This window comes from Janthinobacterium woesei, from assembly GCF_051380875.1.
Taxonomy (GTDB): domain Bacteria; phylum Pseudomonadota; class Gammaproteobacteria; order Burkholderiales; family Burkholderiaceae_D; genus Janthinobacterium.
The window spans coordinates 312,219-334,861 of record NZ_JBNYXW010000003.1; the positions used below are offsets into that span (position 1 = coordinate 312,219).

General features: G+C 62.4%; 19 protein-coding genes. 8 read left to right on the forward strand and 11 right to left on the reverse strand.

The genetic code is table 11. The features are described 5' to 3' along the window. Positions 1-5: 5 nt before the first annotated feature. From ACQ4W6_RS04760 to ACQ4W6_RS04805, 10 genes are all read right to left on the reverse strand, one after another. Positions 6-2,033 (reverse strand): acetyl/propionyl/methylcrotonyl-CoA carboxylase subunit alpha, encoded by a 2,028-nt coding sequence (locus ACQ4W6_RS04760; protein ID WP_436566028.1) that lies wholly within the window; start codon positions 2,031-2,033, stop codon positions 6-8. Positions 2,034-2,128: 95 nt separating this feature from the next. Beyond that, a complete protein-coding gene (gene bioB, locus ACQ4W6_RS04765) occupies positions 2,129-3,175 on the reverse strand; it encodes a biotin synthase BioB (RefSeq protein ID WP_436566029.1) in 1,047 nt (348 codons plus the stop codon). 33 nt (positions 3,176-3,208) lie between these two features. Next, complete coding sequence (gene bioD, locus ACQ4W6_RS04770) at positions 3,209-4,006, reverse strand: dethiobiotin synthase (protein WP_436566030.1); 798 nt, start codon at positions 4,004-4,006, stop codon at positions 3,209-3,211. Then, a complete protein-coding gene (gene bioF / locus ACQ4W6_RS04775) occupies positions 3,996-5,192 on the reverse strand; it encodes an 8-amino-7-oxononanoate synthase (RefSeq protein WP_436566031.1) in 1,197 nt (398 codons plus the stop codon). The genes bioD and bioF overlap by 11 nt, the downstream gene beginning before the upstream one ends. A 1-nt stretch (position 5,193) precedes the next feature. Next, positions 5,194-6,534, reverse strand: a complete 1,341-nt coding sequence (gene bioA / locus ACQ4W6_RS04780; protein ID WP_436566032.1) for an adenosylmethionine--8-amino-7-oxononanoate transaminase — start codon at positions 6,532-6,534, stop codon at positions 5,194-5,196. A 19-nt stretch (positions 6,535-6,553) separates the two neighbouring features. Then, entirely contained in the window at positions 6,554-7,342 is a 789-nt protein-coding gene (locus ACQ4W6_RS04785) for an enoyl-CoA hydratase/isomerase family protein (protein ID WP_436566033.1), read from the reverse strand. A 12-nt stretch (positions 7,343-7,354) separates the two neighbouring features. Next, positions 7,355-8,977, reverse strand: coding sequence for a carboxyl transferase domain-containing protein (locus ACQ4W6_RS04790; protein ID WP_436566034.1), 1,623 nt, complete (start codon positions 8,975-8,977; stop codon positions 7,355-7,357). A gap of 40 nt (positions 8,978-9,017) precedes the next feature. Continuing rightward, positions 9,018-9,461 (reverse strand): YchJ family protein, encoded by a 444-nt coding sequence (locus ACQ4W6_RS04795; protein ID WP_436566035.1) that lies wholly within the window; start codon positions 9,459-9,461, stop codon positions 9,018-9,020. A gap of 74 nt (positions 9,462-9,535) precedes the next feature. After that, complete coding sequence (locus tag ACQ4W6_RS04800) at positions 9,536-10,822, reverse strand: D-amino acid dehydrogenase (RefSeq protein ID WP_436566036.1); 1,287 nt, start codon at positions 10,820-10,822, stop codon at positions 9,536-9,538. Between the two features lie 90 nt (positions 10,823-10,912). Then, complete coding sequence (locus tag ACQ4W6_RS04805) at positions 10,913-12,256, reverse strand: serine hydrolase domain-containing protein (RefSeq protein WP_436566037.1); 1,344 nt, start codon at positions 12,254-12,256, stop codon at positions 10,913-10,915. A 222-nt stretch (positions 12,257-12,478) separates the two neighbouring features. Here ACQ4W6_RS04805 and ACQ4W6_RS04810 point away from each other — a divergent pair, with 222 nt between their 5' ends. The 8 genes from ACQ4W6_RS04810 to ACQ4W6_RS04845 all read left to right on the forward strand — a co-directional run bounded on the left by ACQ4W6_RS04810 (position 12,479) and on the right by ACQ4W6_RS04845 (position 20,838). Further along, the gene (locus ACQ4W6_RS04810; RefSeq protein WP_436566038.1) at positions 12,479-13,219 is read left to right on the forward strand and encodes a GntR family transcriptional regulator; all 741 of its coding nucleotides are present in this window, start codon (positions 12,479-12,481) and stop codon (positions 13,217-13,219) included. A 148-nt stretch (positions 13,220-13,367) separates the two neighbouring features. After that, positions 13,368-14,249 carry an N-acetylmuramic acid 6-phosphate etherase gene (locus tag ACQ4W6_RS04815; RefSeq protein ID WP_436566039.1) on the forward strand — a complete coding sequence of 294 codons (882 nt, stop codon included), beginning with the start codon at positions 13,368-13,370 and terminating at the stop codon, positions 14,247-14,249. Positions 14,250-14,294: 45 nt separating this feature from the next. After that, a complete protein-coding gene (locus ACQ4W6_RS04820) occupies positions 14,295-15,593 on the forward strand; it encodes an MFS transporter (RefSeq protein ID WP_436566040.1) in 1,299 nt (432 codons plus the stop codon). 99 nt (positions 15,594-15,692) lie between these two features. After that, positions 15,693-17,366, forward strand: coding sequence for a glycoside hydrolase family 10-like protein (locus ACQ4W6_RS04825; protein WP_436566041.1), 1,674 nt, complete (start codon positions 15,693-15,695; stop codon positions 17,364-17,366). Between the two features lie 94 nt (positions 17,367-17,460). Next, positions 17,461-18,441, forward strand: coding sequence for a BadF/BadG/BcrA/BcrD ATPase family protein (locus ACQ4W6_RS04830; RefSeq protein ID WP_436566042.1), 981 nt, complete (start codon positions 17,461-17,463; stop codon positions 18,439-18,441). Next, entirely contained in the window at positions 18,438-19,238 is an 801-nt protein-coding gene (locus tag ACQ4W6_RS04835) for an N-acetylmuramoyl-L-alanine amidase (RefSeq protein WP_436566043.1), read from the forward strand. Before ACQ4W6_RS04830 ends, ACQ4W6_RS04835 begins: the two co-directional genes overlap by 4 nt. An 83-nt stretch (positions 19,239-19,321) precedes the next feature. Further along, positions 19,322-20,224, forward strand: coding sequence for a LysR family transcriptional regulator (locus ACQ4W6_RS04840; RefSeq protein ID WP_436566044.1), 903 nt, complete (start codon positions 19,322-19,324; stop codon positions 20,222-20,224). Further along, positions 20,224-20,838, forward strand: a complete 615-nt coding sequence (locus tag ACQ4W6_RS04845) for a M15 family metallopeptidase (protein ID WP_436566045.1) — start codon at positions 20,224-20,226, stop codon at positions 20,836-20,838. The genes ACQ4W6_RS04840 and ACQ4W6_RS04845 overlap by 1 nt, the downstream gene beginning before the upstream one ends. A gap of 3 nt (positions 20,839-20,841) precedes the next feature. On the opposite strand, the gene ACQ4W6_RS04850 is transcribed toward ACQ4W6_RS04845, so the two are convergent. Continuing rightward, positions 20,842-22,221 carry a sodium-dependent transporter gene (locus tag ACQ4W6_RS04850; RefSeq protein WP_436566046.1) on the reverse strand — a complete coding sequence of 460 codons (1,380 nt, stop codon included), beginning with the start codon at positions 22,219-22,221 and terminating at the stop codon, positions 20,842-20,844. Positions 22,222-22,643: the final 422 nt, after the last annotated feature.

The window sequence follows — 22,643 nt, forward strand, 5'->3', positions numbered from 1 at the left end:
TACCCTTAAGCGGCCGCTTTGAAGGCCAGCAGCGGCGCGCCATCGGCGACCTGGTCGCCGACCGCATACAGCACGTCTTCCACCAGGCCGTCGTGCGGCGCGGCGATGGTGTGCTCCATCTTCATCGCTTCCATGATCACCAGAGGCTCGCCTTTCTTGACGTCTTGCCCTTTATTGACCAGTACGGCGACGACCTTGCCCGGCATCGGCGCCGTCAGGCGTCCGCCTTCCGCCTCCATTTCGCCGGCATGCGCCATCGGGTCGTTGTAGTGCAAGGTGTAGTGCGCGCCACGCATGAACACGTGGAACTGTTCGCCGTCGCGCAGCACGGTGCCATGCACGGCCCGCTCACCGAGCTTGATGTGCAGCTCCAGGCCTTTGCGTGCCGTCAAGGTGAGGGGTTGGCCGTTGAACAGCCAGCCGTCTGTCTGGTACGCGATGCGCGCCACATAGGCCTTGCTGTCGCCGGCCAGCGTAAATTCGTCGGCAAATGACAGCTTGCGCCCCAGCGTACTGTTCAAGCGCCAGCCCAGGGCATTGCCCCACGGGTCGGCGCGGTTGGCTGATTGCGCTTCGCTGGCTGTTTTTTCTTCCAGCAGCAGGCTGACTGCCGCCAGCGCCAGGGCCGTGTCGGGCGCTGCCTGCAGGGCGGGGAACAGGGTATCGTGATTGCGCTCGATCAAACCCGTGTCGAGGTCGGCGCTGGCAAATGCCTGGCCTTCGACCAGGCGTTTCAAGAAGGCGATATTGCTGGCCAGGCCGACGATCTGGAATTCCGACAGCGCCTGCGCCATGCGCGCCAGCGCCTCGCGGCGGTCCGCGCCCCAGACGATCAGCTTGGCGATCATCGGGTCATAGAATGGCGAGATCGCATCGCCTTCGCGCACGCCCGAATCGATGCGCACGCTGGCCGGCACGGGCGTGCCACCCAGCTCGAACGTGACGGCGGGCGGCGCCTGCATGTGGCGCAGGGTGCCGATCGACGGCAGGAAGCCTTTTTCCGGATTTTCCGCATAGATGCGCGCCTCGATGGCGTGGCCGTGGATGGTCAATTCGCTCTGTTTTTTCGGCAGCGCTTCGCCAAAGGCGACGCGCAGCTGCCATTCCACCAGGTCGGTGCCGGTGATCATTTCCGTCACCGGATGCTCGACCTGCAAGCGCGTGTTCATCTCCATGAAGTAGAACGAACCATCCTGGTTGGCGATGAATTCCACCGTGCCCGCACCCACATAGCCGACGGCCTTGGCGGCAGCGACGGCCGCCTCGCCCATGGCGGCGCGGCGGTCAAACGGCATGCCCGGCGCTGGCGCTTCTTCCAGCACCTTTTGATGGCGGCGCTGCACCGAGCAATCGCGCTCGAACAGATAGATGCAGTTGCCCAGGGTGTCGGCAAACACCTGGATTTCGATATGCCGCGGGCGCGACAGGTATTTTTCGGCCAGCACCTTGTCGTCGCCGAAAGAGCTGATCGCTTCGCGCTTGCACGAGGCCAGCGCGGCCTTGAAATCGTTTGAATTGTCGATGACGCGCATACCCTTGCCGCCGCCGCCGGCCGATGCCTTCAGCAGGACGGGGTAGCCAATCTTGTCGGCTTGCGCGTGCAGGAAGTCGGCATCCTGCTCTTCGCCATGGTAGCCGGGCACCAGCGGCACATTGGCCTTTTCCATCAGCGACTTGGCGGCCGACTTCGACCCCATGGCGCGCATGGCGGATGCCGGCGGGCCGATGAAGACCAGGCCTGCTGCGTGGCAGGCATCGGCGAAGTCGGCGTTCTCGGAGAGGAAACCGTAGCCCGGGTGGATCGCCTGGGCACCTGTCGCCAGCGCCACGGCGATGATCTTGTCGCCGCACAGATAGCTTTCCTTGGCCGGCGCGGGGCCGATCAGCACCGCTTCGTCGCACACGGCGACGTGCTTGGCATTGGCATCTGCTGCCGAATACACGGCGACAGTCTGGATACCCATGCGGCGCGCGGTGGCGGCGACACGGCAGGCGATTTCGCCGCGGTTGGCGATCAGGATTTTAGTGAACATGGTCTCTCTCTTTGCAGCTCGTGGCTGGAAGTTTTTTTATCTGAGGTGTCGCTGGGAGGCGATACGCCCTGGCGGGGCGCATCCCGATGGCTGGATCAGCAGCCGCACTTCTCTTTCTGCACCGAGTCGAGCATGGCACCGCGCGTCTGCAGGCCCAGCTTGCCCAGCAGGGTGCGGTCGTCTTCCGCTTCCGGGTTGTCGGTGGTGAGCAGCTTGTCGCCGTAGAAGATGGAATTGGCGCCAGCCAGGAAGCACATCGCCTGCACGGCTTCGCCCATCTGGCGGCGGCCGGCGGACAGGCGCACGCGCGCTTTCGGCATGGTGATGCGGGCCACGGCGATGGTGCGCACGAATTCGAACGGGTCGAGCGCTTCCAGGCCAAACAAAGGCGTGCCTTCCACCTGCACCAGGTGGTTCACGGGCACCGATTCAGGATATGGATTCAGGTTGGCCAGCTGGGCGATCAGGCCGGCGCGTTGCAAGCGCGTCTCGCCCATGCCGACGATGCCGCCGCAGCACACTTTCAAGCCCGCTTCGCGCACGCGGCCCAACGTGTCCAGGCGGTCCTGGTATTGGCGCGTGGAGATGACGTTGTCGTAGAACTCGGGCGCCGTATCCAGGTTATGGTTGTAGAAATCGAGGCCAGCGTTTTTCAGGCGGTCCGCTTGTCCTTCTTCCAGCATGCCCAGGGTGGCGCAGGTTTCCAGGCCCAGCGCCTTGACCTTGCTCACCATTTCTTCGACTTTTTCCATGTCGCGCTCTTTCGGGCTGCGCCAGGCGGCACCCATGCAGAAGCGCGTGGCGCCGTTGGCTTTCGCCTGGCGCGCCGCGTCGAGCACCGTGTCGATGTCGAGGAGTTTTTTCGCTTCCACGCCCGTGTCGTAGCGGGCTGCCTGCGGGCAGTAGCCGCAGTCTTCCTCGCAGCCGCCCGTCTTGATCGACAACAAGGTTGCCAGCTCCACGTCGCCATCGGGGAAGTTGATGCGGTGGGTTTGCTGGGCCTTGAACATCAGGTCATTGAACGGCAGGTCGAACAGGGCCAGCACATCATCGATGGGCCAGGTGGCCGCTTCCGGCAGGGTGATGCGCGCTGCAGGACGGTGCAGTTCGACGGTTTTTGCAGTTTCTTGGACGTGAGACATGGTGATTCCTTCGCTTCTATTTTTTGGAGATGTTTAATTGTTCGGGTGCTGCGCCGGCCAGTTGGGCAAGCCGGTGAAATCGAGATGGGACGCCGCCGCTGCGGCGCTGGGCTGCGCCAGGCGCGGCACCCTGCCCAGCAGCGGCGCCGGAATGCGCTCGATCAGCGCATCGATATTTTCGTCGAGGAAGCGCATTTCCACTTCCAGGGTGTTGGCGACCCAGCCGATGACCGTCAAGCCGCGCGCTTCGATGGCTTCCAGCGTCAGCAAGGCCTGGCTGATGCAGCCCAGGCGCATGCCCACCACCAGGATCACGGGCAGGTCGAGCTGCTGCGCCAGGTCGGCCGAATCGAATCCGATGGAGAGCGGCACGCGAAAGCCGCCCACGCCTTCGACCACCACCGCGTCCGAGGCGGCGGCGATTTCCAGGTAGGCGGCCAGGATGGGCACCGATTCGATGCTGACGCCTTCGAGGGCGGCGGCGATATGCGGCGCCGCCGGTTCCTTGAGCATGTAGGGCGTGGTCAGGCTGCGCAGCATGCTGACGTTGCCGGCGGCGATCAGGCTGTCGGCGTCTTCATTATGCAGTTCGCCATCGCGCATTTCCGCGCCAGCGGCGACGGGCTTCATGCCGCAGGCACGCACGCCGCGCGCCACCAGCGCATGCAGCAGGGCCGACGAGGTCAGGGTCTTGCCGATTTCCGTGTCGGTACCGGTGACGAAGCAGGCAAAGCGCGATGGCAGGCCGGCGCCAGCCGGCGCGGGCTGTCGCTGTACGGCCGGCGCCAGGTCTGCCAGCACGTCGGCTACGATAGGGTCATCAAGGCTCATGGCGAGTCCTTTCCAGTGTGTTGACTGCGTTGATCAATTGCGCCACTTCCTGCGCCGTGTGGCCGGCCGACAGGGTCACGCGCAGGCGCGCCGTGCCCACGGGCACGGTGGGCGGGCGGATCGCACCGACCCACAGGCCTTGCTGGTACAGGCTGGCGGCGATGTCCATCATTTCGGCGTTCTCGCCGACGATAACGGGCTGGATGGCGGTCAATGACGGCAAGGCTTGCCAGCGTTGCAGCTGCAAGCCGGCGTTCCATTGCGCCACAAGCGCAGCGAGGTGGGTGCGGCGCTGCCGGCCCTCGTCGCCGGCGATGATATCCAGGCTGGCCAGCAGTGCATGCGCCAGCGCGGGCGCGGCGGCCGTGGTGAAGATATACGGGCGCGCCTTCTGGATCAGGGTTTCGATCACGGCGTCGTGTGCGGCGACAAAAGCGCCGCCCACGCCAGCCGACTTGCCCAGGGTGCCCACATACACCAGGTGCGGCGAATGCAGATCGAAGTGCTCCAGCGCCCCCCGTCCCTGTTCACCCAGTGCGCCGAAGCCGTGCGCATCGTCGACCACCAGCCAGGCGCCGTATTGTTCGCACAGGGCCAGCAGCGCGGGCAGCGGCGCCAGGTCGCCGTCCATGCTGAAGACGCTGTCGGTAACGACGATTTTCGTCGTCGCTTTACTTTCCGCCAGCAGGGCCGCCAGCACGGTGAGATCGGCATGCGGATACACGCGCGTCTTGACACGCGCCAGGCGCGTGCCGTCGATCAGCGAGGCGTGGTTCAGCGCTTCCGAGAAAATCTCGGCTTGCGCATCGCCCGCCGACAGGGCCGTCAGCACGGCCAGGTTGGCCATGTAGCCGGTGCAGAAGTACAGCGCGCGCGCCTGTTCCAGGTTGGCGCCAACAAAATCGGCCAGGCGTTCTTCCAGCTGCGCGTGGGCGCGGCTATGGCCGCTGATCAGGTGCGAGGCGCCGCTGCCGGCGCCATACAGGTCGGCGCCTTCTTTCAGTGCGGCGACGATGCGCGGATGCGCGGCCAGGCCCAGGTAGTCATTGCTGCAAAAGGCCAGCATGTCGCGCCCGTCCACGCTCAATCGCGGCGCGCACGGCGTGTCGACGGTGCGGCGGCGGCGGATCAGGCTGCGCTCTTCCAGGGCTTGCAACTGCTGTTTCAAGCGCGTGATCAGTTCCATCTCAGGATCCGATCACTTGATTGAAGACAGCCAGCGTCTGCTGGCCCAGGCCGGCGATTTCCGCGTCGTCGAGGATATACGGCGGCATCAGGTAGACGGTGGAACCGATGGGGCGCATCAACAGTTCGTGTTCCAGCGCCGTGCTGAAGAAACGGCGCGAAAAATCAGGCGCCGCATCGACCGCGTCGAAGGCCCAGATCATGCCCTGCTGGCGGAAGTGGCGCACGCGCTCGTGTTGCGCTAGCGGCGCCAGCGCTTGCGTGATCTTGTCGGCGCGCACCCGGTTGGCCACCAGCACATCGTCTTCCTCGAAGATGGAGAGCGTCGCCAGCGCCGCGCGGCAAGCCAGCGGGTTGCCCGTGTACGAGTGCGAATGCAGGAAGCCGCGGCGCACGTCGGTGCTGTAGAAGGCTTGATAGATATCTTCGCGCGTCATTACCAAGGATAAGGGCAGGTAGCCGCCGCTGATGCCTTTCGACAGGCAGACGAAATCGGGCCAGATGCCGGCCTGTTCGCAGGCAAAGAAGGTGCCCGTGCGGCCGCAGCCGACGGCAATTTCGTCAAGGATCAGGTGCACCTGATGGCGGTCGCACAGGGCGCGCACCAGGGACAGGTACAGCGGGTCATGCATGGCCATGCCGGTGGCGCACTGCACCAGCGGCTCGATGATGATGGCGGCGATTTTCCCGGATTTTTCCTGGAACAGGCGTTCCACCTCGGCGGCGGCGCGGCGCGCCACGTCCTGTGGCGTTTCGCCTTCGTTCGCCTGGCGGAAGTCGGGCGACATCACGGTCTGCGAGGCGCGCAACAGAGGGCCGTAGGCATCCTTGAAGAGGGCGACGTCGGTGACGGCCAGCGCGCCGATGGTTTCGCCGTGGTAGCTGCCTTTCAGACAGACGAATTCCTGTTTTTCACTCTTGCCGCTGTTGCGCCAGGCATGAAAGCTCATTTTCAGGGCGATTTCCACGGCCGATGCGCCATCGGAGGCATAAAAGCTGTGTCCCAGCACGCCGCCCGTCAAGGCGGAGAGTTTTTCCGACAGTTCGATCACCGGTTCATGCGTGAAACCGGCCAGCATGGCGTGTTCCAGGCGGTCCAGCTGGTCTTTCAGTTCCGCATTGATGCGCGGGTTGGCATGGCCGAACAGATTCACCCACCAGGAGCTGATGGCGTCCAGGTAGCGTCTGCCTTCGTGATCGTACAGCCAGGCGCCACGGCCGTGGCTGACGGGGATCAAGGGAACGCTGTCGTTGCCATTCGCATGATGCTGCATTTGCGTGCACGGATGCCACACGCTGCGCAGACTGCGTTCGACCCAGCCCGATTGTTTTTCTGCTTTCAAAACTGCTCCAATGATATTGCTAGCCCATGAGCCAACTCGGCTTGCGCTTGTCGAGGAACGATTGCACGCCTTCGCGGCCCTGTTCCGATGCGCGGATCTGCGCGATGCGCTCGGCCGTGTCCTCCAGCAGCGCGTCGCTGACCGGCTGGCCGGCGATCTCGCGCACCAGCGTTTTCGCTTGCGCCACGGCGTGCGGGCTGTTGCCCGTCAGCGCTTTCAGCACTTCCGCGGTTTTCGCGTCCAGTGCGTCGCCGGCGACTACCTCGTGGGCAAAGCCGATGCGCAGCGCTTCCCTAGCAGAGAATCGCTCTGCGGAGATAAAGTAACGGCGCGCCGAGTTTTCGCCCATGGCCTTGATGACATACGGTGAAATAGTGGCCGGGATCAGTCCCAGCCGCACTTCGCTCAGGCAGAAATGCACGTCTTCCGCAGCCAGAATGATATCGCATGCGGCGACGAGGCCCATGCCGCCCGCATAACAGTCGCCCTGGACCTTCGCCACCACGGGCTTGGGACACAGGTAGATGGTGCGCAGCATCTGCGCCAGCTGCAGCGCGTCAGCCTGGTTTTCGGCATGCGTGTAGCCGGCCATCTTCTTCATCCAGTTCAGGTCCGCACCGGCGCAAAAGGCCGCGCCATTCGCCGCCAGCACGATGGCGCGCACCATGTCGCTGCGCCCCAACCCTTCGAAGGCGCGTGCCAGCTCGGCAATCGTCGTCTCGTTGAAGGCATTGCGCACGTCGGGGCGGTTCAGGGTCACGGTGGCGACATTGCCCTCGATGACCAGTTTCAGGGTTTCAAATTCCATGCTCACTCTCCATTACATGCGGAAGACGCCGAACTTCGTCTCGGCAATTTCGGCATTGAGCGCGGCCGACAGGCCCAGGCCCAGCACCATGCGGGTGTCGGCCGGATCGATCACGCCATCGTCCCACAGGCGCGCGGTGGCGTAATACGGGTGGCCCTGGTGCTCGTATTGATCCTTGATCGGCTGCTTGAAGGCCGCCTCCTCTTGCGCGCTCCACTGGCCGCCCTTGCCTTCGATGCCGTCGCGCTTGACTGTCGCCAGCACGGAGGCCGCCTGGTCGCCGCCCATGACGGAAATGCGCGCATTGGGCCACATCCACATGAAGCGGGGCGAAAACGCGCGCCCGCACATGCCGTAATTGCCGGCGCCGAAGCTGCCGCCGATGATGACGGTGAATTTCGGCACGGCAGCCGTGGCTACTGCGGTGACCATCTTGGCGCCATTGCGGGCGATGCCTTCGTTTTCGTATTTGCGGCCCACCATGAAGCCGGTGATATTTTGCAGGAAGACCAGCGGGATCTTGCGCTGGCAGCACAATTCGATGAAATGCGTGCCTTTCAGGGCAGACTCGGAGAACAAGATGCCGTTATTGGCGATGATGCCGACCTTCACGCCGTAGATATGCGCGAAGCCGCAGATCAGGGTGGTGCCGTAGCGGGCCTTGAATTCGTCGAAATCGCTGCCGTCGACGATGCGCGCGATCACTTCGCGCACATCGAAGGGCTTGCGCGTATCGACGGGGATCACGCCATACAGTTCCTGCGTCGGGTATTTCGGCTCGACGGAGTCGCGCAAGGCCATCTGCTGCGGCTTCGTGCGGTTCAGGTTCGAGACGATGGTGCGCGCCAGCGACAGCGCGTGCAAGTCATTTTGCGCCAAATGATCGACCACGCCGGACAAACGCGTATGCACGTCGCCGCCGCCCAGGTCTTCGGCCGTCACCACTTCGCCGGTGGCCGCCTTCACCAGCGGCGGGCCGCCGAGGAAAATCGTGCCCTGCTCCTTGACGATGATCGATTCGTCGCTCATGGCTGGCACATACGCGCCGCCAGCCGTGCAAGAGCCCATCACCACGGCGATTTGCGGGATGCCTTTGGCCGACAGATTCGCCTGGTTGTAGAAGATGCGGCCGAAATGGTCGCGGTCGGGGAAGACGTCGTCCTGGTTCGGCAGGTTGGCGCCGCCAGAATCGACCAGGTAAATGCACGGCAGATTGTTCTGGTCGGCGATTTCCTGGGCGCGCAAGTGCTTTTTCACCGTCATCGGGTAGTAGGTGCCGCCCTTGACGGTGGCGTCGTTACACACGATGACGCATTCCTGGCCCGATACCCGGCCGATGCCGGTGATGATGCCGGCGCAAGGCGCCGCATCGACGCCCTTGGCGTCCTGGTACATGGCGTAGGCCGCCATCTGGGAAAACTCGAGGAAGGGCGTGCCGGGATCGAGCAGCATCTGCACGCGGTCGCGCGGCAGCAGTTTTCCGCGCGCCAGGTGCTTGGCGGCCGCCGCTTCGCCGCCACCGGCCGCGATTCTCTCCACCTTGTCGCGCAAATCGTCGACGATGGCTTGCATGGCCGCGGCGTTGGCCTTGAAATCGTCACTGCGCGGATTGAGTTTGCTTTCGATGTGCGGCATGGTGCTTCCTTTTTCTTATCGCCCGGTCTCTCGGGTCGCGCTATTCGGGAAAACTGCCGTCGAGATAAAACCAGCGCATGCCACCAACACCGGCTTCGCGCACGAAGCGGCTCACTTCATGCAGGCGGTGCGCGCGGCCGTTGACCTTGTAGCGGGCCACGAATTCCACGCTGTCGCGGTTCATCTCTTCGGCTTGATTGGCAGATTCTGCTTTACGTTGACGTAAACGTAAAGCAGATTTTACCTCAAGTCCCAGCCAGTGGACTTTTTCTTCTTCGGCAAATAAAGCGTCGGCGGGACAGGTGCTGGCATGCCAGGTGGCGCGCAGGTACGCTTCATCGCGCATGGTGAAGGCCGTGTAGCGCGAGCGCATCAGTGTTTCGGCCGTCGGCGGCAGGGCCGCGCCCGTGATATACGGGCCGCAGCAGCTGGCGTAGGCCGCGCCGCCACAGGGGCAGGCAGGCGATTTGGAGGGTGTGGGCATGCGCTGGCAGACGTGGGAATAGGAAAGTTCCGCAATTATCCGCCATAACGGCGGCGCCGGGCGCCGCTTGCCGTCTATCTTTTGGGACTGAGGAAGTCCAGCGCGAACGGTGGCGTTTTGTTCTGCATCAAGTCTGCCAGGATGCGCGCCGTGCCGGCGGCAAAGGTAAAGCCTAGCGGGCCGTGGCCCACGTTCAGCCACAAGTTCGCATATTTGCTGGCGCCCACCAGCGGCGCGCTGTTCGGCGTGGCGGGGCGCAAGCCGGCCCAGGCCGTGGCCTGGTCGTAATCGGCGCCGTGCGGCATGGCTTCGCGTGCCAGCCGCGTCAGGCCGGCGATGCGGCCCCAGTCGATACTGTTGTTGGCGCCCACCATGTCGACCATGGCGGCCACGCGCAGATTGCCTTTGATGCGCGCATACAGCACCTTGCGCTCGAAATCGGTGATGCTGATCTCGGGCGCCCGGTCCTGCGCGCGGATGGGCGCCGTCAGGCTGTAGCCCTTCAATGGATACAGGGGCAGGTAAATATTCGCCGTGGCGGCCAGGTCGCGGCTCTGGATGCCCGCCGCCAGCACGTAATGATCCGCTTGCAGCAGGCCCAGGCTGGTGTCGATGCCGGTGATCTTGCCACCGTGCGTGACGAGGCGGCGCGCTTCGCCCTTTAACAAGAGCGAGAAATTCGGGTGTTGCAGTAGCTGCGCTTCCAGGGCCAGGCAAAAAGCATGGCAATCGGCCACCGCTTCACCTTCGGTAAAGATGCCGCCCGCCAATGAGCCCTGCAAGGCGGCCAGCGCCGGTTCGCGCTGCACCGCTTCCGTTGGCGACAGCACGACGCGCGCCTCTTCCGATTCCGGGCGGGCCACGGCCCGTTGAAAAATGGCGGGCGAACGGTAGACGATGAGCTTACCCGCATCGCGCCGCGCATACGCTTCAGGAGCGATGCTCAATTCCAGTTGCGCCATGCCGGCGCGGCTCCATTCGCCCAGTTCCAGCAGCTTGGCCGTGGTGCGGGCATTGCTGGCGCTGTTGCAATTGCGCAAGAAACTGGCCATCCAGCGCCATTGGCGCCAGTCAGCCTCGGGACGGAAGCGTAGCGGGCCGTCTTTCTGCAGCAGCCATTGCAGGGCTTTCAACGGTACGCCGGTGTCCGCCAGGGGCGCCACATAGCGATAGCTGAGCTGGCCGCCGTTGCGGTAGCTGGCGGCAATCGCCACCTGTTCGTTGCGTTCCAGTAGGGTGACCTTGTAGCCGGCCTCGGCCAGCCACCAGGCCGAAGTCAGACCGACGACGCCGCCACCGATGATGATGACTTGTTGTTGCATGTTGCCTCGCTGCGTTGCGCTCCCATGGTGCGGGAGCATTCGGGAAGAGCTTAGAGGCTGGCCGTGAACGGAGCCAATGAAACATCATGGTGCAGCCATAACTTTCAGGAATGCACTATGTTGGTGCAATTATTGAATGTTGGCAATCACACCACGATACAGCGCCGTGAGTATCAATTCCTCGGAGCGTGCCATGGCGGAATAGCTGCCCGGGTAGCGCTCGGGATCGCTGCCCGTGCCACCCACCAGGGCCACCATGCCATGCTTGTTCTTAAAATCGAGCACGAAGGCGGACACCAGGCCATACGCCTCGCCCAAGTGGCCTACTGCCTGGAAGCTGGCGCCCTCGACCAGGCGGTTGCCTTGCCCCGCCACCGTATCAAACTGCTGGTTGCCCAGGCCCCATGCGCGGAACAGGCCCCGCTCGCTATCGCCATTGCTGCCATCGGGCGCCAGCTGCCATTGCCGGCCAAACATCAGCGCGATGCTGGCCGGCTGCAAGATCTGTTTTCCCTGGTAGCGCCCGCTATCGAGCAGCATCTGCATGACCGTGCCCAGGCCGGCGGCCGAGATGCGCAAGCCGCCCGTGGGGCTGAAGACGGTGGCATTGTTGCCGATCACGTAGCGATCGAGGCCAGCCGGTGCGGCGGGTGCGCGGGCATGGAAATCGTCCACTTGCGCGATCCACGGTCCTTGCGGCTGCCACACTTCCGTGTCGAGCGTGCGCTTGCGGTACAGCGTGGCCGTATTTGCCACCTCGTCGGCCGAAAAGGCTGCCGGGTTGTAGCCGCCGCGCAGCCCCATGGGATCGAGCAGCAAACGCTGCATCAGCAAGTCGAAGCGCTCGCCCGTGACTTTTTCCATCACCGTGCCGATCACGCCCCAGTTCAGGTTGGCATACGTAAAGTAATGACCGGGGGTCTTGGCGCGGTCCCACATGGCATCGCCACCGGCCGTAAACACGTCGCGCAAGCTGCGCTCGGGGCCCCAGGAGTAGCCGCCCGCATCGCGCAGCGAGGAAGTATGGCTGAGCAAGCTGCGCAAGGTCACGGCTTGCTGGGGAAAGTGCGGGTTACGCAGTGAAAATCCCAGGTAAATGCCGACATCCTGGTCCAGGCTCAGCTTGCCCTGTTCCAGCAAGCGCATCAGGCCCAGGGTGGTCATCATCTTGGAAATCGAAGCGATGCGGAACAAGGTGGCTGGTGTCACCGGCAAGCTGTCTGCCGGCGTGGCGCCCAGATGGCGGTAGCCAAATTGTTTCTGATACGACACTTTTCCCTGGCGTATGGCCAGCACGGACAGGCTGGCCAGCGGGTGGGCGGCATCGTCAACGATGGCCGACAGGGCCGCATCGAGCGCGCGCTGCTTCTCTGGCACGCTGGTGCTGGCGCTGCTGCCCGGCGCTGCGGCCATGGCTGGCCAGATACCGCCCAGCAGCAGCAAACCGAATAAACCCGTCATTGTCTTTTTCATCTGTTTTCTGGCCCGTGTGGATGCGTTGCCAGCATAGGGTGGGAAAGTTTCCAAGGCTAATGAAAATTGCTTATTTATCTATAATGCCTGGTTATACGTACGGTAAAACATCGTTTTTTTAAGCGTATAACCGTTATTTATGCCTAATTTCCATTTATTCATGGGTGGATGGGATACGCGCAAGCGCCATCGCTATTACACTAGGCAGACAAGGAGAACTGTATGAGCCAGACCAGCGTAGCACTCAAGGTCGATTTGAATGACAATTCGCCTTTATATATGCAGATCGCCCGCAAGCTGAGCGATGACGTACGCAACGGCCGCTACCAGGTGGACCAGGCACTGCCCTCTGAGCGTAGCCTGTCCGAACTGCTCGACGTATCGCGCGTGACGGCGCGCAAGGCCATCGATCAACTGGTCGAGCAAGGCCTCGTCGTGCGCCGCCGCGGTTCGGGCAACTATATTGCCCCGCGCATCGAGCAGCCGCTGTCGAACCTGTCCAGCTTTTCCGAACAACTGCAGCAACGCGGCTACCGTCCCGGTTCGCGCTGGCTCAAGCGCGATGTCGTCATCGCCAGCAGCGATGAACAGCTGAGCCTGGGCCTGGCGCAGAATACGAAAGTGGCGCGCCTGGAGCGCTTGCGCCTGGCCGACGATGTGGTAATGGCGTATGAAGTGAGCGTGCTGCCGTTCAGCGTGGTGCCGGACCCGGGCGCCGTGGGCGACTCGCTGTATACATACTTGAGTAGCATCAGGAAAGCTCCCGTGCGCGCCTTGCAGCATATCCGCGCCATGAATGCGACGGACGTGCTGGCCAAGCAACTGGGCATCCCCGATGGCCAGGCCGTGCTGTTCATCACGCGCATCGCCTACCTGGAGTCGGGCGAAGCGGTGGAACTGACGCATTCGTATTGCCGCAGCGACCATTACGATTTCGTCGCCGAGATGCGCCGCGCCCCGTAACGACGCGGCCTGAGCTGGTAACGGCTCAGTTTCGTCTTATCCATAATTCTTACCCATAAGCTCCTGTTATGCCCGCACGCCAAGCTTTCATGGCTGCTTGCTCCCATCGGTATTAAACTGGTTTCATCTTCAACCATGTTCGGAAATCATGTTGAAAACTGAAACCCCGAGCCGGCGGCATCCGGATCTGGATCTGTATCCGGTCGAGCAACTGGTGGCGGTGCTGGTCGATGACCAGTTCTGGGCCGTCGAAGCCGTGCGCCTGGCGTCGCCGCAGATCGCGGCGGCCATCACGGCCGCCCTGCCCCGCATCGCTGGCGGCGGGCGTTTGCTGTATGTGGGCGCGGGAACCTCGGGCCGCCTGGGCGTGCTCGACAGCGTTGAACTCAATCCCACGTTTTCCTGGCCGCCCGAGCGTGCCGTGGCCATCCTGGCTGGCGGCGCGGGCGCCATGTTCGTGGCCGTCGAAGGCGCGGAAGATGACCTGCCGCAAGGCGAGAGCGATTTATTGGCCCTGCAGCCGCAAGCAAACGACGTGGTGATCCTGCTGGCCGCGTCCGGCGCCACGCCGTATGTGCTGGGCGCCCTGCTGGCCGCGCGTAAGGCGGGCGCCTTGACCATCGGCATCGCCAACAACGTGGACGCGCCCGTGGCGAACGAGGCGCAATGCGGCATCGTGCTCGACACGGGCATGGAAGTCATTTCCGGCAGCACGCGTTTGAAGGCGGGCACGGCGCAAAAAATCACCTTGAACACGATTTCCAGTGCCTTGATGGTCGGTTTGCATAAAACGTACGGAAACTTGATGGTAGACTTGAAGCCGACCAACGCCAAGCTGATCTGGCGGGCGGTGCGTCTGACCATGCATGCCACCGGCGCTGACGAGGTGCAGGCCAGGGCCGTGCTGGAGCAATGCCAATATCACGTCAAGGTGGCGATTGTTGCCTTGGTAAAAAAAATCACTACAAACCAGGCACAGGCATTGTTGGCCGGCGCGGACGGCAGTGTGCGGGCGGCACTGGCGGCGTGATCCGATGGCGCGGCATTCTTCTGTCTGGGAGACAACGAAGGATGTATGGAGCTTGTGAAACAAACCGCCCCTGCGCGCGCGAAAAACCCATGGCTGTGGATCCCTTCCCTGTATTTCGGCCAGGGCATTCCCTACGTCGTGGTCATGACGCTGTCCGTGATCATGTACAAGAATTACGGCTTTTCGAACACCGATATCGCCCTCTACACGAGCTGGCTGTACTTGCCATGGGTCATTAAGCCGCTGTGGTCGCCCTTCATCGACATGTACCGCACCAAGCGTTTCTGGATCGTCGGCCTGCAACTGGTGATCGGCGCCGCGCTGGCGCTGGTGGCCCTGACGACCTCGCTACCCCATTTCTTCCAGCTCAGCCTGGCCATCTTCTGGCTGATGGCATTTAGTTCCGCCACGCATGATATTGCCGCCGACGGCTTTTATATGCTGGGCCTGGAAGAGCACCAGCAGGCAGCCTTTGTCGGCGTGCGCAGCACGTTTTACCGCCTGGCCATGATCGCCGGCCAGGGCGGCCTGGTGTACCTGGCCGGCTACCTGACGCACGCCACGGGTAATGTGCAGCTGGCCTGGTCTGTCGTGTTTGCCATCCTGGCAGGCCTGTTCATCGCCCTCTTCCTGTACCACTATTTTGTCTTGCCGACACCATTGGATGACCGGTCCAGCATCCAGGAAGCGGGTATTTCTCCGTTGCAGGAATTCGTCGCCACCTTTGCCGCCTTCTTTAAAAAGAAGGACATTTTCGTCATTCTGGGTTTTTTGCTGCTGTTCCGCCTGGGCGAAGCGCAATTGCTCAAATTGGCCGCGCCCTTCCTGCTCGACCCCGTCGCCAAGGGCGGCCTGGGCTTGACGACAGAGCAGGTGGGCCTGGTCTATGGCACCATCGGCGTGATCGCCCTGACCCTGGGTGGCTTGCTGGGCGGATTCATCATTTCCCGCTTCGGCTTGAAACGCTGCCTGTGGATCATGGTGCTGTCCGTGCATTTGCCCGACCTGGTGTTCGTCTACCTGGCCACCGCCATGCCCAGCAATATCTATCTGATCGCCGGGGGTATTGCGTTGGAGCAATTTGGCTATGGCTTCGGCTTCGCTTCGTATATGTTGTACATGATCATGGTCTCCGATGGCGCGCATAAAACGGCGCATTACGCCATTTGCACGGGTTTCATGGCCCTGGGCATGATGCTGCCGGGCATGGCCAGCGGCTGGATCCAGCAAATGCTGGGCTACCAGCATTTCTTCATCTGGGTCTGCATCGCCACCATTCCCGCCTTCATCCTGGCCGCGCTGGTGAAAATCGACCCGGAATTCGGCAAGAAGGCGCTACCCTGATTCTTTGACACTGTTCAATTGTGCGCCCGCAAGGAAGGCGGGTGCACAGTAAAATACCCGCACCGATAGACCTGCGCTCCACCACTGCAAGGAATTGTTTTGTTGTCTACTTTAAAAAAACGCCTGGGCGCCACCGCCGGCGTGCTCGCTGCGCTGGCTACCGCCACATTGCTCAGCAGCTGCACCAGCACCAAAATGCCATCCGCAGTGACGCCGGGCGAAACGAGCCTGCCTGCCGTGCCGCCCGTACAGCACATCACGGGTGAAGTGCCGCCGCCGGCGCCGCGCGAATTTCGCGCCGCCTGGGTCTCGACGGTGGCCAATATCGACTGGCCCAGCCGCAATAACTTGCCGGTGGCCAAGCAGCAAGCCGAGGCCATCGCCATCCTCGACCGCGCCAAGTCCTTGAATCTGAACGCGATCGTGCTGCAGGTGCGGCCCAGCGCCGACACCATCTACCCCTCGCAGCTGGAGCCATGGTCGGAATACCTGACCGGCAAGCAAGGCCAGCCGCCATTGCCGCTGTATGACCCGCTGGCCTTCTGGGTAGCCCAGGCACATGCGCGGGGCCTGGAATTGCACGCCTGGTTCAACCCTTACCGGGCGCGCCACGCCACGGCCAAGTCGCCGCTGGCGCGCGACAGTTTCGCCTCCACCAACCCGGCGTCCGTCAAGCAATACGGGCGCTACCTGTGGATGGACCCGGGCGATGCGGCCGCCTCAAAGCACACGACGGACGTGGTGCTCGACGTGGTGCGCCGCTACGATATTGACGGCGTGCACATCGATGACTACTTTTATCCGTATCCGATCGACGTGCCTGGCGCCGGGACCGGGGCCGGTGCCGGTGCCGAGACCGCCGCGCTGGACGCCGGCAATGGCGGCGCCAGGCGCGAACTGCCGTTTCCCGATGAGCCTTCCTGGCAGCAATATCTGCTGGCCGGCGGCCAACTGGACCGCCCTTCCTGGCGCCGCCAGAACGTCAACCAGCTGATCGAAGCCTTGTATACTGGCATCCACCGCGAAAAGAGCTGGGTGCGTTTCGGCATCAGTCCGTTTGGCATCGGCCGTCCCGATCGCCGCCCTGCCGGCATCGTCGGTTTCAGCCAATACGATAAACTGTATGCGGATGCGGAACTGTGGCTGGCCAAGGGCTGGCTCGACTACCTGTCGCCGCAGTTGTACTGGCCGGTGGCGCAGGCACCGCAGGCGTTTGGCGTGCTGCTCGACTACTGGCTGGCGCAAAATCCCTATGGCCGCCATGTGTGGCCGGGCCTGTACACGAGCCGCATCGACAATTCCGCCAAATCCTTCACGCCGCAAGAGATCATCAAGCAGATCGAAGTGACGCGCACGCGCCCCGGCGCGAATGGACAAGTGCATTTCAGCATGGCGCCCCTGATGCAGAACCGCAAGGGTGTTAGCGAGCAACTCAAAGCCACCGTGTATCAAAGCCCTGCCTTGATTCCCGCCACGCCGTGGCTGGGCACGCAAGCGCCCGGCACGCCGGCGTTGGCCGTGCGCCGCGATTCCACCAGCCTGAATGTGAAACTGACGGCGGGCGGCGGCAAACCCGTGGCCCAATATGCGCTCTGGGCGCGCTATGGCGAAGACTGGCGCTTTAGCGTCGTTTCCGGTTTGCAAGGAGAACTGACCCTGGTCGACGATGTCAGCGGTAAAGTCAACGCGGTGGTGGTCAGCGCCGTGGACCGCCTGGGCAATGAAAGCGCGCGCGTCACCTTGCGCGCTCCATTTGCCGCCGCCGCCAGGTAATTTTTCAGCCTTCACCGGCGGTCTATAACCTGCAGGCATGAAACATGCGCAAGCTTTCATGCCTGCAAGCCCCGCTTGGCTTTACACTTATGCCATGATTTCCTTTCCTACCGCCAATACTGCCACCTCCGTGCTGGGCCTGGGCATCGACGCGGGCGGCACGCAGACGCGTTGGGCCCTGGCCCGCGTGGATGGCGCCATCGTGGCCGACGGCGCGGTGGACGGCTTGTCTGCCTTGCAAATGGGCAGCGAGTCTGGCCGCGCAGGTCTGCACGCGACGTTTGCCAAGCTGTGCCACGCCGTGTTGGCGGTCGGCCAGCCGCGCGCCGTGGTGGCGGGCTTGACGGGCTTTGGCGGCGACGATGTTGCGCTGGCGCAAACGCTGGCGGCCCTGCTGGCGCTCGATGCCGGCGACGTGACGATATGCAATGATATCGAGATCGCCTATCGCGACAGTTTTGAGCCGGGCCAGGGTTATCTGGTCTACGCTGGCACGGGCTCGATTGCCGCCTGGATCGATACGGATGGCGTGTTTCACCGTGCGGGCGGGCGCGGCGTGCTGCTCGACGATGGCGGCGGTGGCTACTGGATCGCCCGCGAAGCGTTGCGCCAGATCTGGCGCCGCGAAGATGAAGCACCCGGCAGCTGGCAGGCGTCACCGATGGCCAAGGCCGTATTTGCGCATATTGGCGGCAGCGACTGGTCGCTGTCGCGCGCCTTCATGTATGGCCAGGAGCGGGGCAGCATCGGCCGGCTGGCGCTGGCTGTTGCCGCCAGTGCCGAGGCCGATCCGCTGGCGCTGGAGATCTTGCAGCGCGCGGGACAGGAACTGGCGCGATTGGCGCTGGCGCTGACGGCGCGCCACGGTCCGCGTCCCGTGGTGCTGGCGGGCCGCGCGGCACAGTTGCACCCGGCCATCGCGGCAGCCATGCGCGCCGCCTTGCCGGTATCGTTGACAATGGAGCAAAAAATTGCCCGTCCGCATGAGGCAGCGGCCAGGCAGGCGGCCAAGGTGGCTGCCATGGCGCTTGTAAAAACTGAACATTTTATTAACCAGATCACGGATCTTTCATGAAAAAAATCGCCCTCGCCATGCTGGTGGCACTGCTGTCCGCCTGTAGCACGCCCGCGCCGCACCTCGACCATAGCTTGACGGCGCGCAGCCAGAGCCCGCGCGTGAAGTTCATCGTCATCCATTACACGGTTGCCGACCTGCCCCGCTCGATCAAGATCCTGACGGAACAAGTGGTCAGCAGCCATTATTTGCTGACGGATACGGACAAGCCCAAGTTTTACGTGCTGGTCGACGAATCGCGCCAGGCCAATCATGCGGGGGTGAGTAACTGGAAGACTTATACACAGTTGAACGTCAGCTCGATCGGCATCGAGATCGTCAATCCCGGTTTCAAGGACACGCCGGAAGGCCGCATCTGGTATCCGTTTTCGCAGGCGCAGATCGATGAGTTGATTCCGCTGCTCAAGGATATCGTCTCCCGTTACAACATTGCGCCGGAAAACATTCTGGGTCACAACGAAGTTGCACCGCAGCGCAAGCAGGATCCGGGACCGCTGTTTCCGTGGAGTCAGCTGGCCGATGCGGGCTTGATCGTCTGGCCGGATGCCAACCGTGTTGCCGCGCAACGCCTTATTTTTGAGCAGCAAGTGCCGGATGCCGTCTGGTTCCAGAAAAAGCTGGCCCAGCATGGCTATGCGACGCCGGCTACAGGCGAATTCGATGAAGCGACGCGCAATGTGCTGATCGCCTTCCAGATGAAATACCGCAACAAGCTGTTCGACGGTACACCGGATGGTGAAACGGCAGCCTTGCTGGAAGTGCTGACGACGCCGGCGCCAGCTGTTGCAACAAAGTAGCATGGCCGTTCCAGCCCATGACTTTTTCTTATATGCTGAACTCTTACGGCCCAGGTGGTCAAAGCAAGGTAAAGGAATAGCTCATGCGGCTGCGTCATATCGAAGTGTTTCACGCCATCATGCAAGTTGGCACCATCAGCGGTGCCGCCCAGGTGCTGCATATCTCGCAGCCGGCCGTGACCAAGGTCTTGCAGCATTGTGAATTGCAACTGGGCATGCCGCTGTTCGAGCGCGTGCGGGGCAAGCTGTATCCGAAACCCGAGGCGCACCGCCTGTTTGTCGAGACGGAAAAGCTCAACCGCGACTTGCTGGGCATCCGCCGCCTGGCGGCCAGCCTGAAGGGCCATGCGGTGGAAACCATCCGCTTGGTCTCCACGCCGACCATTGCCATCAGCGTCTTGCCGTTCGCCATGACCGAATGGCGGCGCGACTTTCCCCATACACGTTGTCAATTAGCCACCCACCACACGGGTGAGATCGTCAACACCCTGCGCTTGGGTGAGGCGGACCTGGCCGTCTCCTTGCAAGACCCGCGCCACCCTGGCATCGTGGCCGAACCGATCGCGCATGGCGTCATGACGGTGATCGCCCCGGCGGGCACCTGGCATGCGGCCGATTGCGGCACGCCGCTGACGGCGCATGGCCTGTCTGGCGAGCTGATCGGCCATGCCGACAATGATCCGCTGGGCGAATTAGTGGTCGCCGCCTGTGAAGCGCAAGACATCCACCCCATATTCAGTACCGTAGTGCAGACCTATCAAATTGCCCGTTCGCTGGTGGAAGCGGGCGGCGGCATGGCCGTGGTCGATCCATTTACGGCCGCGTCCGGTTCGCCCGAGCGCCTGCAGCGCCGGCCATGGGCGCCAGCCATTCCCATACAACTGTATTTATTGACGGCCAGCCACTCGCCGCTGTCGCATGGCGCGCGGCGCCTGGCCGACAGCATCGGCGTGGCGGCGCGCAACTGTCTGGAAAGAGGAATGTAATGTCTGTTGCAAGTTTGCAATTGGAAGCGGTCGACAGCGATCCGCAATTTCGCCACCTGAGCAGCATCGCCGGCATCGCCATCGACTTGCGCTACGCCACGCCCGATAATTTCGTCGGCCGCGATCTGTATAGTCCCATCGACTGTGCCTGGCTGCACCGCGATGCCGCCGCTGCACTGGAAACGGCCGTGGCGTGGCTGGCCGGGCAGCATCCCGGGCATCATCTGCTGGTGCTCGACGCCTTGCGCCCGCAACGGGTGCAGCAGCAACTGTGGGATGCGCTGCAGGGAACTGAATTGCTGGGCTATATCGCCGAACCGTCGCGCGGCTCCATCCACTCGTTTGGCATGGCGCTCGACATCACGATTGTCGGCCCCGACGGACAGGAACTGGACATGGGCACGGGGTTTGACGATTTGAGTGAGCGCTCGCACCCAGCGTTGGAGTTGATGTTGCTGGAGCGAGGGGAAATCACGCAGCAGCAAGTGGCGCATAGGCGCATGTTGCGCGGCGCCATGTTCCAGGCAGGCTTCTTCGGCATCAACAGTGAATGGTGGCATTTCGATTGCGGCGACCGGGTGCTGGTGCGCCAGACCTACACCCGGGTACTCTAGTTACTAGAATGCGTTGAGGCCTTTCAGCATCACGATCAGGATCAGCGCGGGCGAGACAAAGCGCAACAGGAACAGCAGCACATGCGCCAGTCTCTTGTTCTGCAATTGGCCATGATTGCTGATCGCTTCGATAAAATTGTCCTTGCCCCAGGCCCAGCCTGCAAACAAGGCAATCGCGATGCCGCCCACGGGCAGGAAGATATTCGACGAGACGAAGTCGAACAGATCAAACATATTCAAATTAAACAGCTTGAAATCGGCCAGGGTACTGTTACTCAGGGCGCACACGGAACCGAGCACGGCCAGCAGCAGCATGGTCACGACGGTTGCCTTGGGACGCGTCCAGCCGAAGCGCTCATGGAAAATCACCACGGGCACTTCCATCAGCGATAGCATCGCGCCCGTAGCAGCGACGGCGGCGAGGATGAAAAACACCACCATCAGGGTTTGCCCCATGGGAATTTGCGAGAACACGGCCGGGATCGTAATGAATACCAGCGACGGTCCCGCGCTGGGCGCGAAGCCAAACGTGAACACGGCGGGGAAGATGGCGATGCCGGCCAGCATGGATACGCCCAGGTCGGCCGCCATCACGCGCAAGGTGGTAACGGGGATATTCTGGTCGTCGCGGAAATAGCTGCCGTAGGTCATCATCGTGCCCATGCCGACGGACAACTTGAAGAAAGCCAGGCCCATGGCCGTCAGCACGACGGAAGCCGTCAGCTTGCTGAAGTCCGGGCGGAACAAAAAGGCCAGGCCTTCACCCGCTTTATCGAGCGACAGGCTGACCGCACATAACAACAGTAGCAGCAGGAACAGCAGCGGCATGAGTTTCTTGGCGATCGCCTCGATGCCCTTGGTCACGCCCAGCATCAGGATGCCGCCAATAAACAGCAGCACGCCCCACTGCCACAACAGCGATTGCAGGGGATTGCTGATCAATGAGGCGAAGGCTGCTTGCGTCACCAGCTTGTCGCTGCTGAGAATGGAGCCGTCGATGGCCTTGGCGATATAGGCAAACACCCAGCCCACCACTTCCGAGTAAAACGCGACGATCAGGAACGCCGCCACCATGCCGATGAGGCCGACCAGCCACCAGGGCTTGCCTTTGGGTGCCAGCTGTTCCATGGTTGAGATGGGGTTGACCTTGGCGCGGCGTCCCAGGGTGATTTCCGCGATCATCACGGGCAGGCCCACTAATAAGGTGGCGAGTAAATAGATGAGCAGAAAGCCTGCGCCGCCATTGGCGCCCGTCAGATACGGGAACTTCCAGATATTGCCGAGACCGACTGCGGAACCGAGGGTGGCGGCGAGCACGCCGAAGCCAGTGGTAAAGCCAGCTCGTTTCAGGGTCAGGCCTGATCCTTGAGCTTGTTGTTTCATGGTGAATCTTCTATGGTTCTATAGTAGGTAGGCGCGGATTTGCGCTGAGGGGGCGAAATTGTAGCAGTTGAACGTAATTAGCCCGGAAAAGCCTTGCGTCCGCTGGGGTGCTTTGTTATAGTTCGCCTCCCCGATGAGACGCACTGGTTTGCGGCACAAAAGGGACAGCCTTCAGGGGCTGGGTAGTAAGTTTTTAAGCGCAATGCGCTGAAAAACGAAGGTTGACAAAGTAGCCGAAACGCTTCATACTCTTTCTTCTTCGCAGCTGACAAACACAACGCTTTGTCGATAGCGCGAAAGTAGTACCGATCACAGTTCTTTAACAATTAACAGTCGATAAGTGTGGACATTTGATGCAAGTGCAGCGTCGATCTTCGGATTGGCGTCTAACTTAAAATATCAAATGTTCACAAGAAATAATG

Bases quoted from the DNA above. Each gene is read 5' to 3' on its own strand.
- ACQ4W6_RS04760 (WP_436566028.1), bottom strand. From the start codon at position 2,033: ATGTTCACTAAAATCCTGATCGCCAACCGCGGCGAAATCGCCTGCCGT.
- bioB (WP_436566029.1), bottom strand. From the start codon at position 3,175: ATGTCTCACGTCCAAGAAACTGCAAAAACCGTCGAACTGCACCGTCCT.
- bioD (WP_436566030.1), bottom strand. From the start codon at position 4,006: ATGAGCCTTGATGACCCTATCGTAGCCGACGTGCTGGCAGACCTGGCG.
- bioF (WP_436566031.1), bottom strand. From the start codon at position 5,192: ATGGAACTGATCACGCGCTTGAAACAGCAGTTGCAAGCCCTGGAAGAG.
- ACQ4W6_RS04785 (WP_436566033.1), bottom strand. From the start codon at position 7,342: ATGGAATTTGAAACCCTGAAACTGGTCATCGAGGGCAATGTCGCCACC.
- ACQ4W6_RS04790 (WP_436566034.1), bottom strand. From the start codon at position 8,977: ATGCCGCACATCGAAAGCAAACTCAATCCGCGCAGTGACGATTTCAAG.
- ACQ4W6_RS04795 (WP_436566035.1), bottom strand. From the start codon at position 9,461: ATGCCCACACCCTCCAAATCGCCTGCCTGCCCCTGTGGCGGCGCGGCC.
- ACQ4W6_RS04800 (WP_436566036.1), bottom strand. From the start codon at position 10,822: ATGCTCCCGCACCATGGGAGCGCAACGCAGCGAGGCAACATGCAACAA.
- ACQ4W6_RS04805 (WP_436566037.1), bottom strand. From the start codon at position 12,256: ATGAAAAAGACAATGACGGGTTTATTCGGTTTGCTGCTGCTGGGCGGT.
- ACQ4W6_RS04810 (WP_436566038.1), top strand. From the start codon at position 12,479: ATGAGCCAGACCAGCGTAGCACTCAAGGTCGATTTGAATGACAATTCG.
- ACQ4W6_RS04815 (WP_436566039.1), top strand. From the start codon at position 13,368: ATGTTGAAAACTGAAACCCCGAGCCGGCGGCATCCGGATCTGGATCTG.
- ACQ4W6_RS04820 (WP_436566040.1), top strand. From the start codon at position 14,295: ATGGAGCTTGTGAAACAAACCGCCCCTGCGCGCGCGAAAAACCCATGG.
- ACQ4W6_RS04830 (WP_436566042.1), top strand. From the start codon at position 17,461: ATGATTTCCTTTCCTACCGCCAATACTGCCACCTCCGTGCTGGGCCTG.
- ACQ4W6_RS04835 (WP_436566043.1), top strand. From the start codon at position 18,438: ATGAAAAAAATCGCCCTCGCCATGCTGGTGGCACTGCTGTCCGCCTGT.
- ACQ4W6_RS04840 (WP_436566044.1), top strand. From the start codon at position 19,322: ATGCGGCTGCGTCATATCGAAGTGTTTCACGCCATCATGCAAGTTGGC.
- ACQ4W6_RS04845 (WP_436566045.1), top strand. From the start codon at position 20,224: ATGTCTGTTGCAAGTTTGCAATTGGAAGCGGTCGACAGCGATCCGCAA.
- ACQ4W6_RS04850 (WP_436566046.1), bottom strand. From the start codon at position 22,221: ATGAAACAACAAGCTCAAGGATCAGGCCTGACCCTGAAACGAGCTGGC.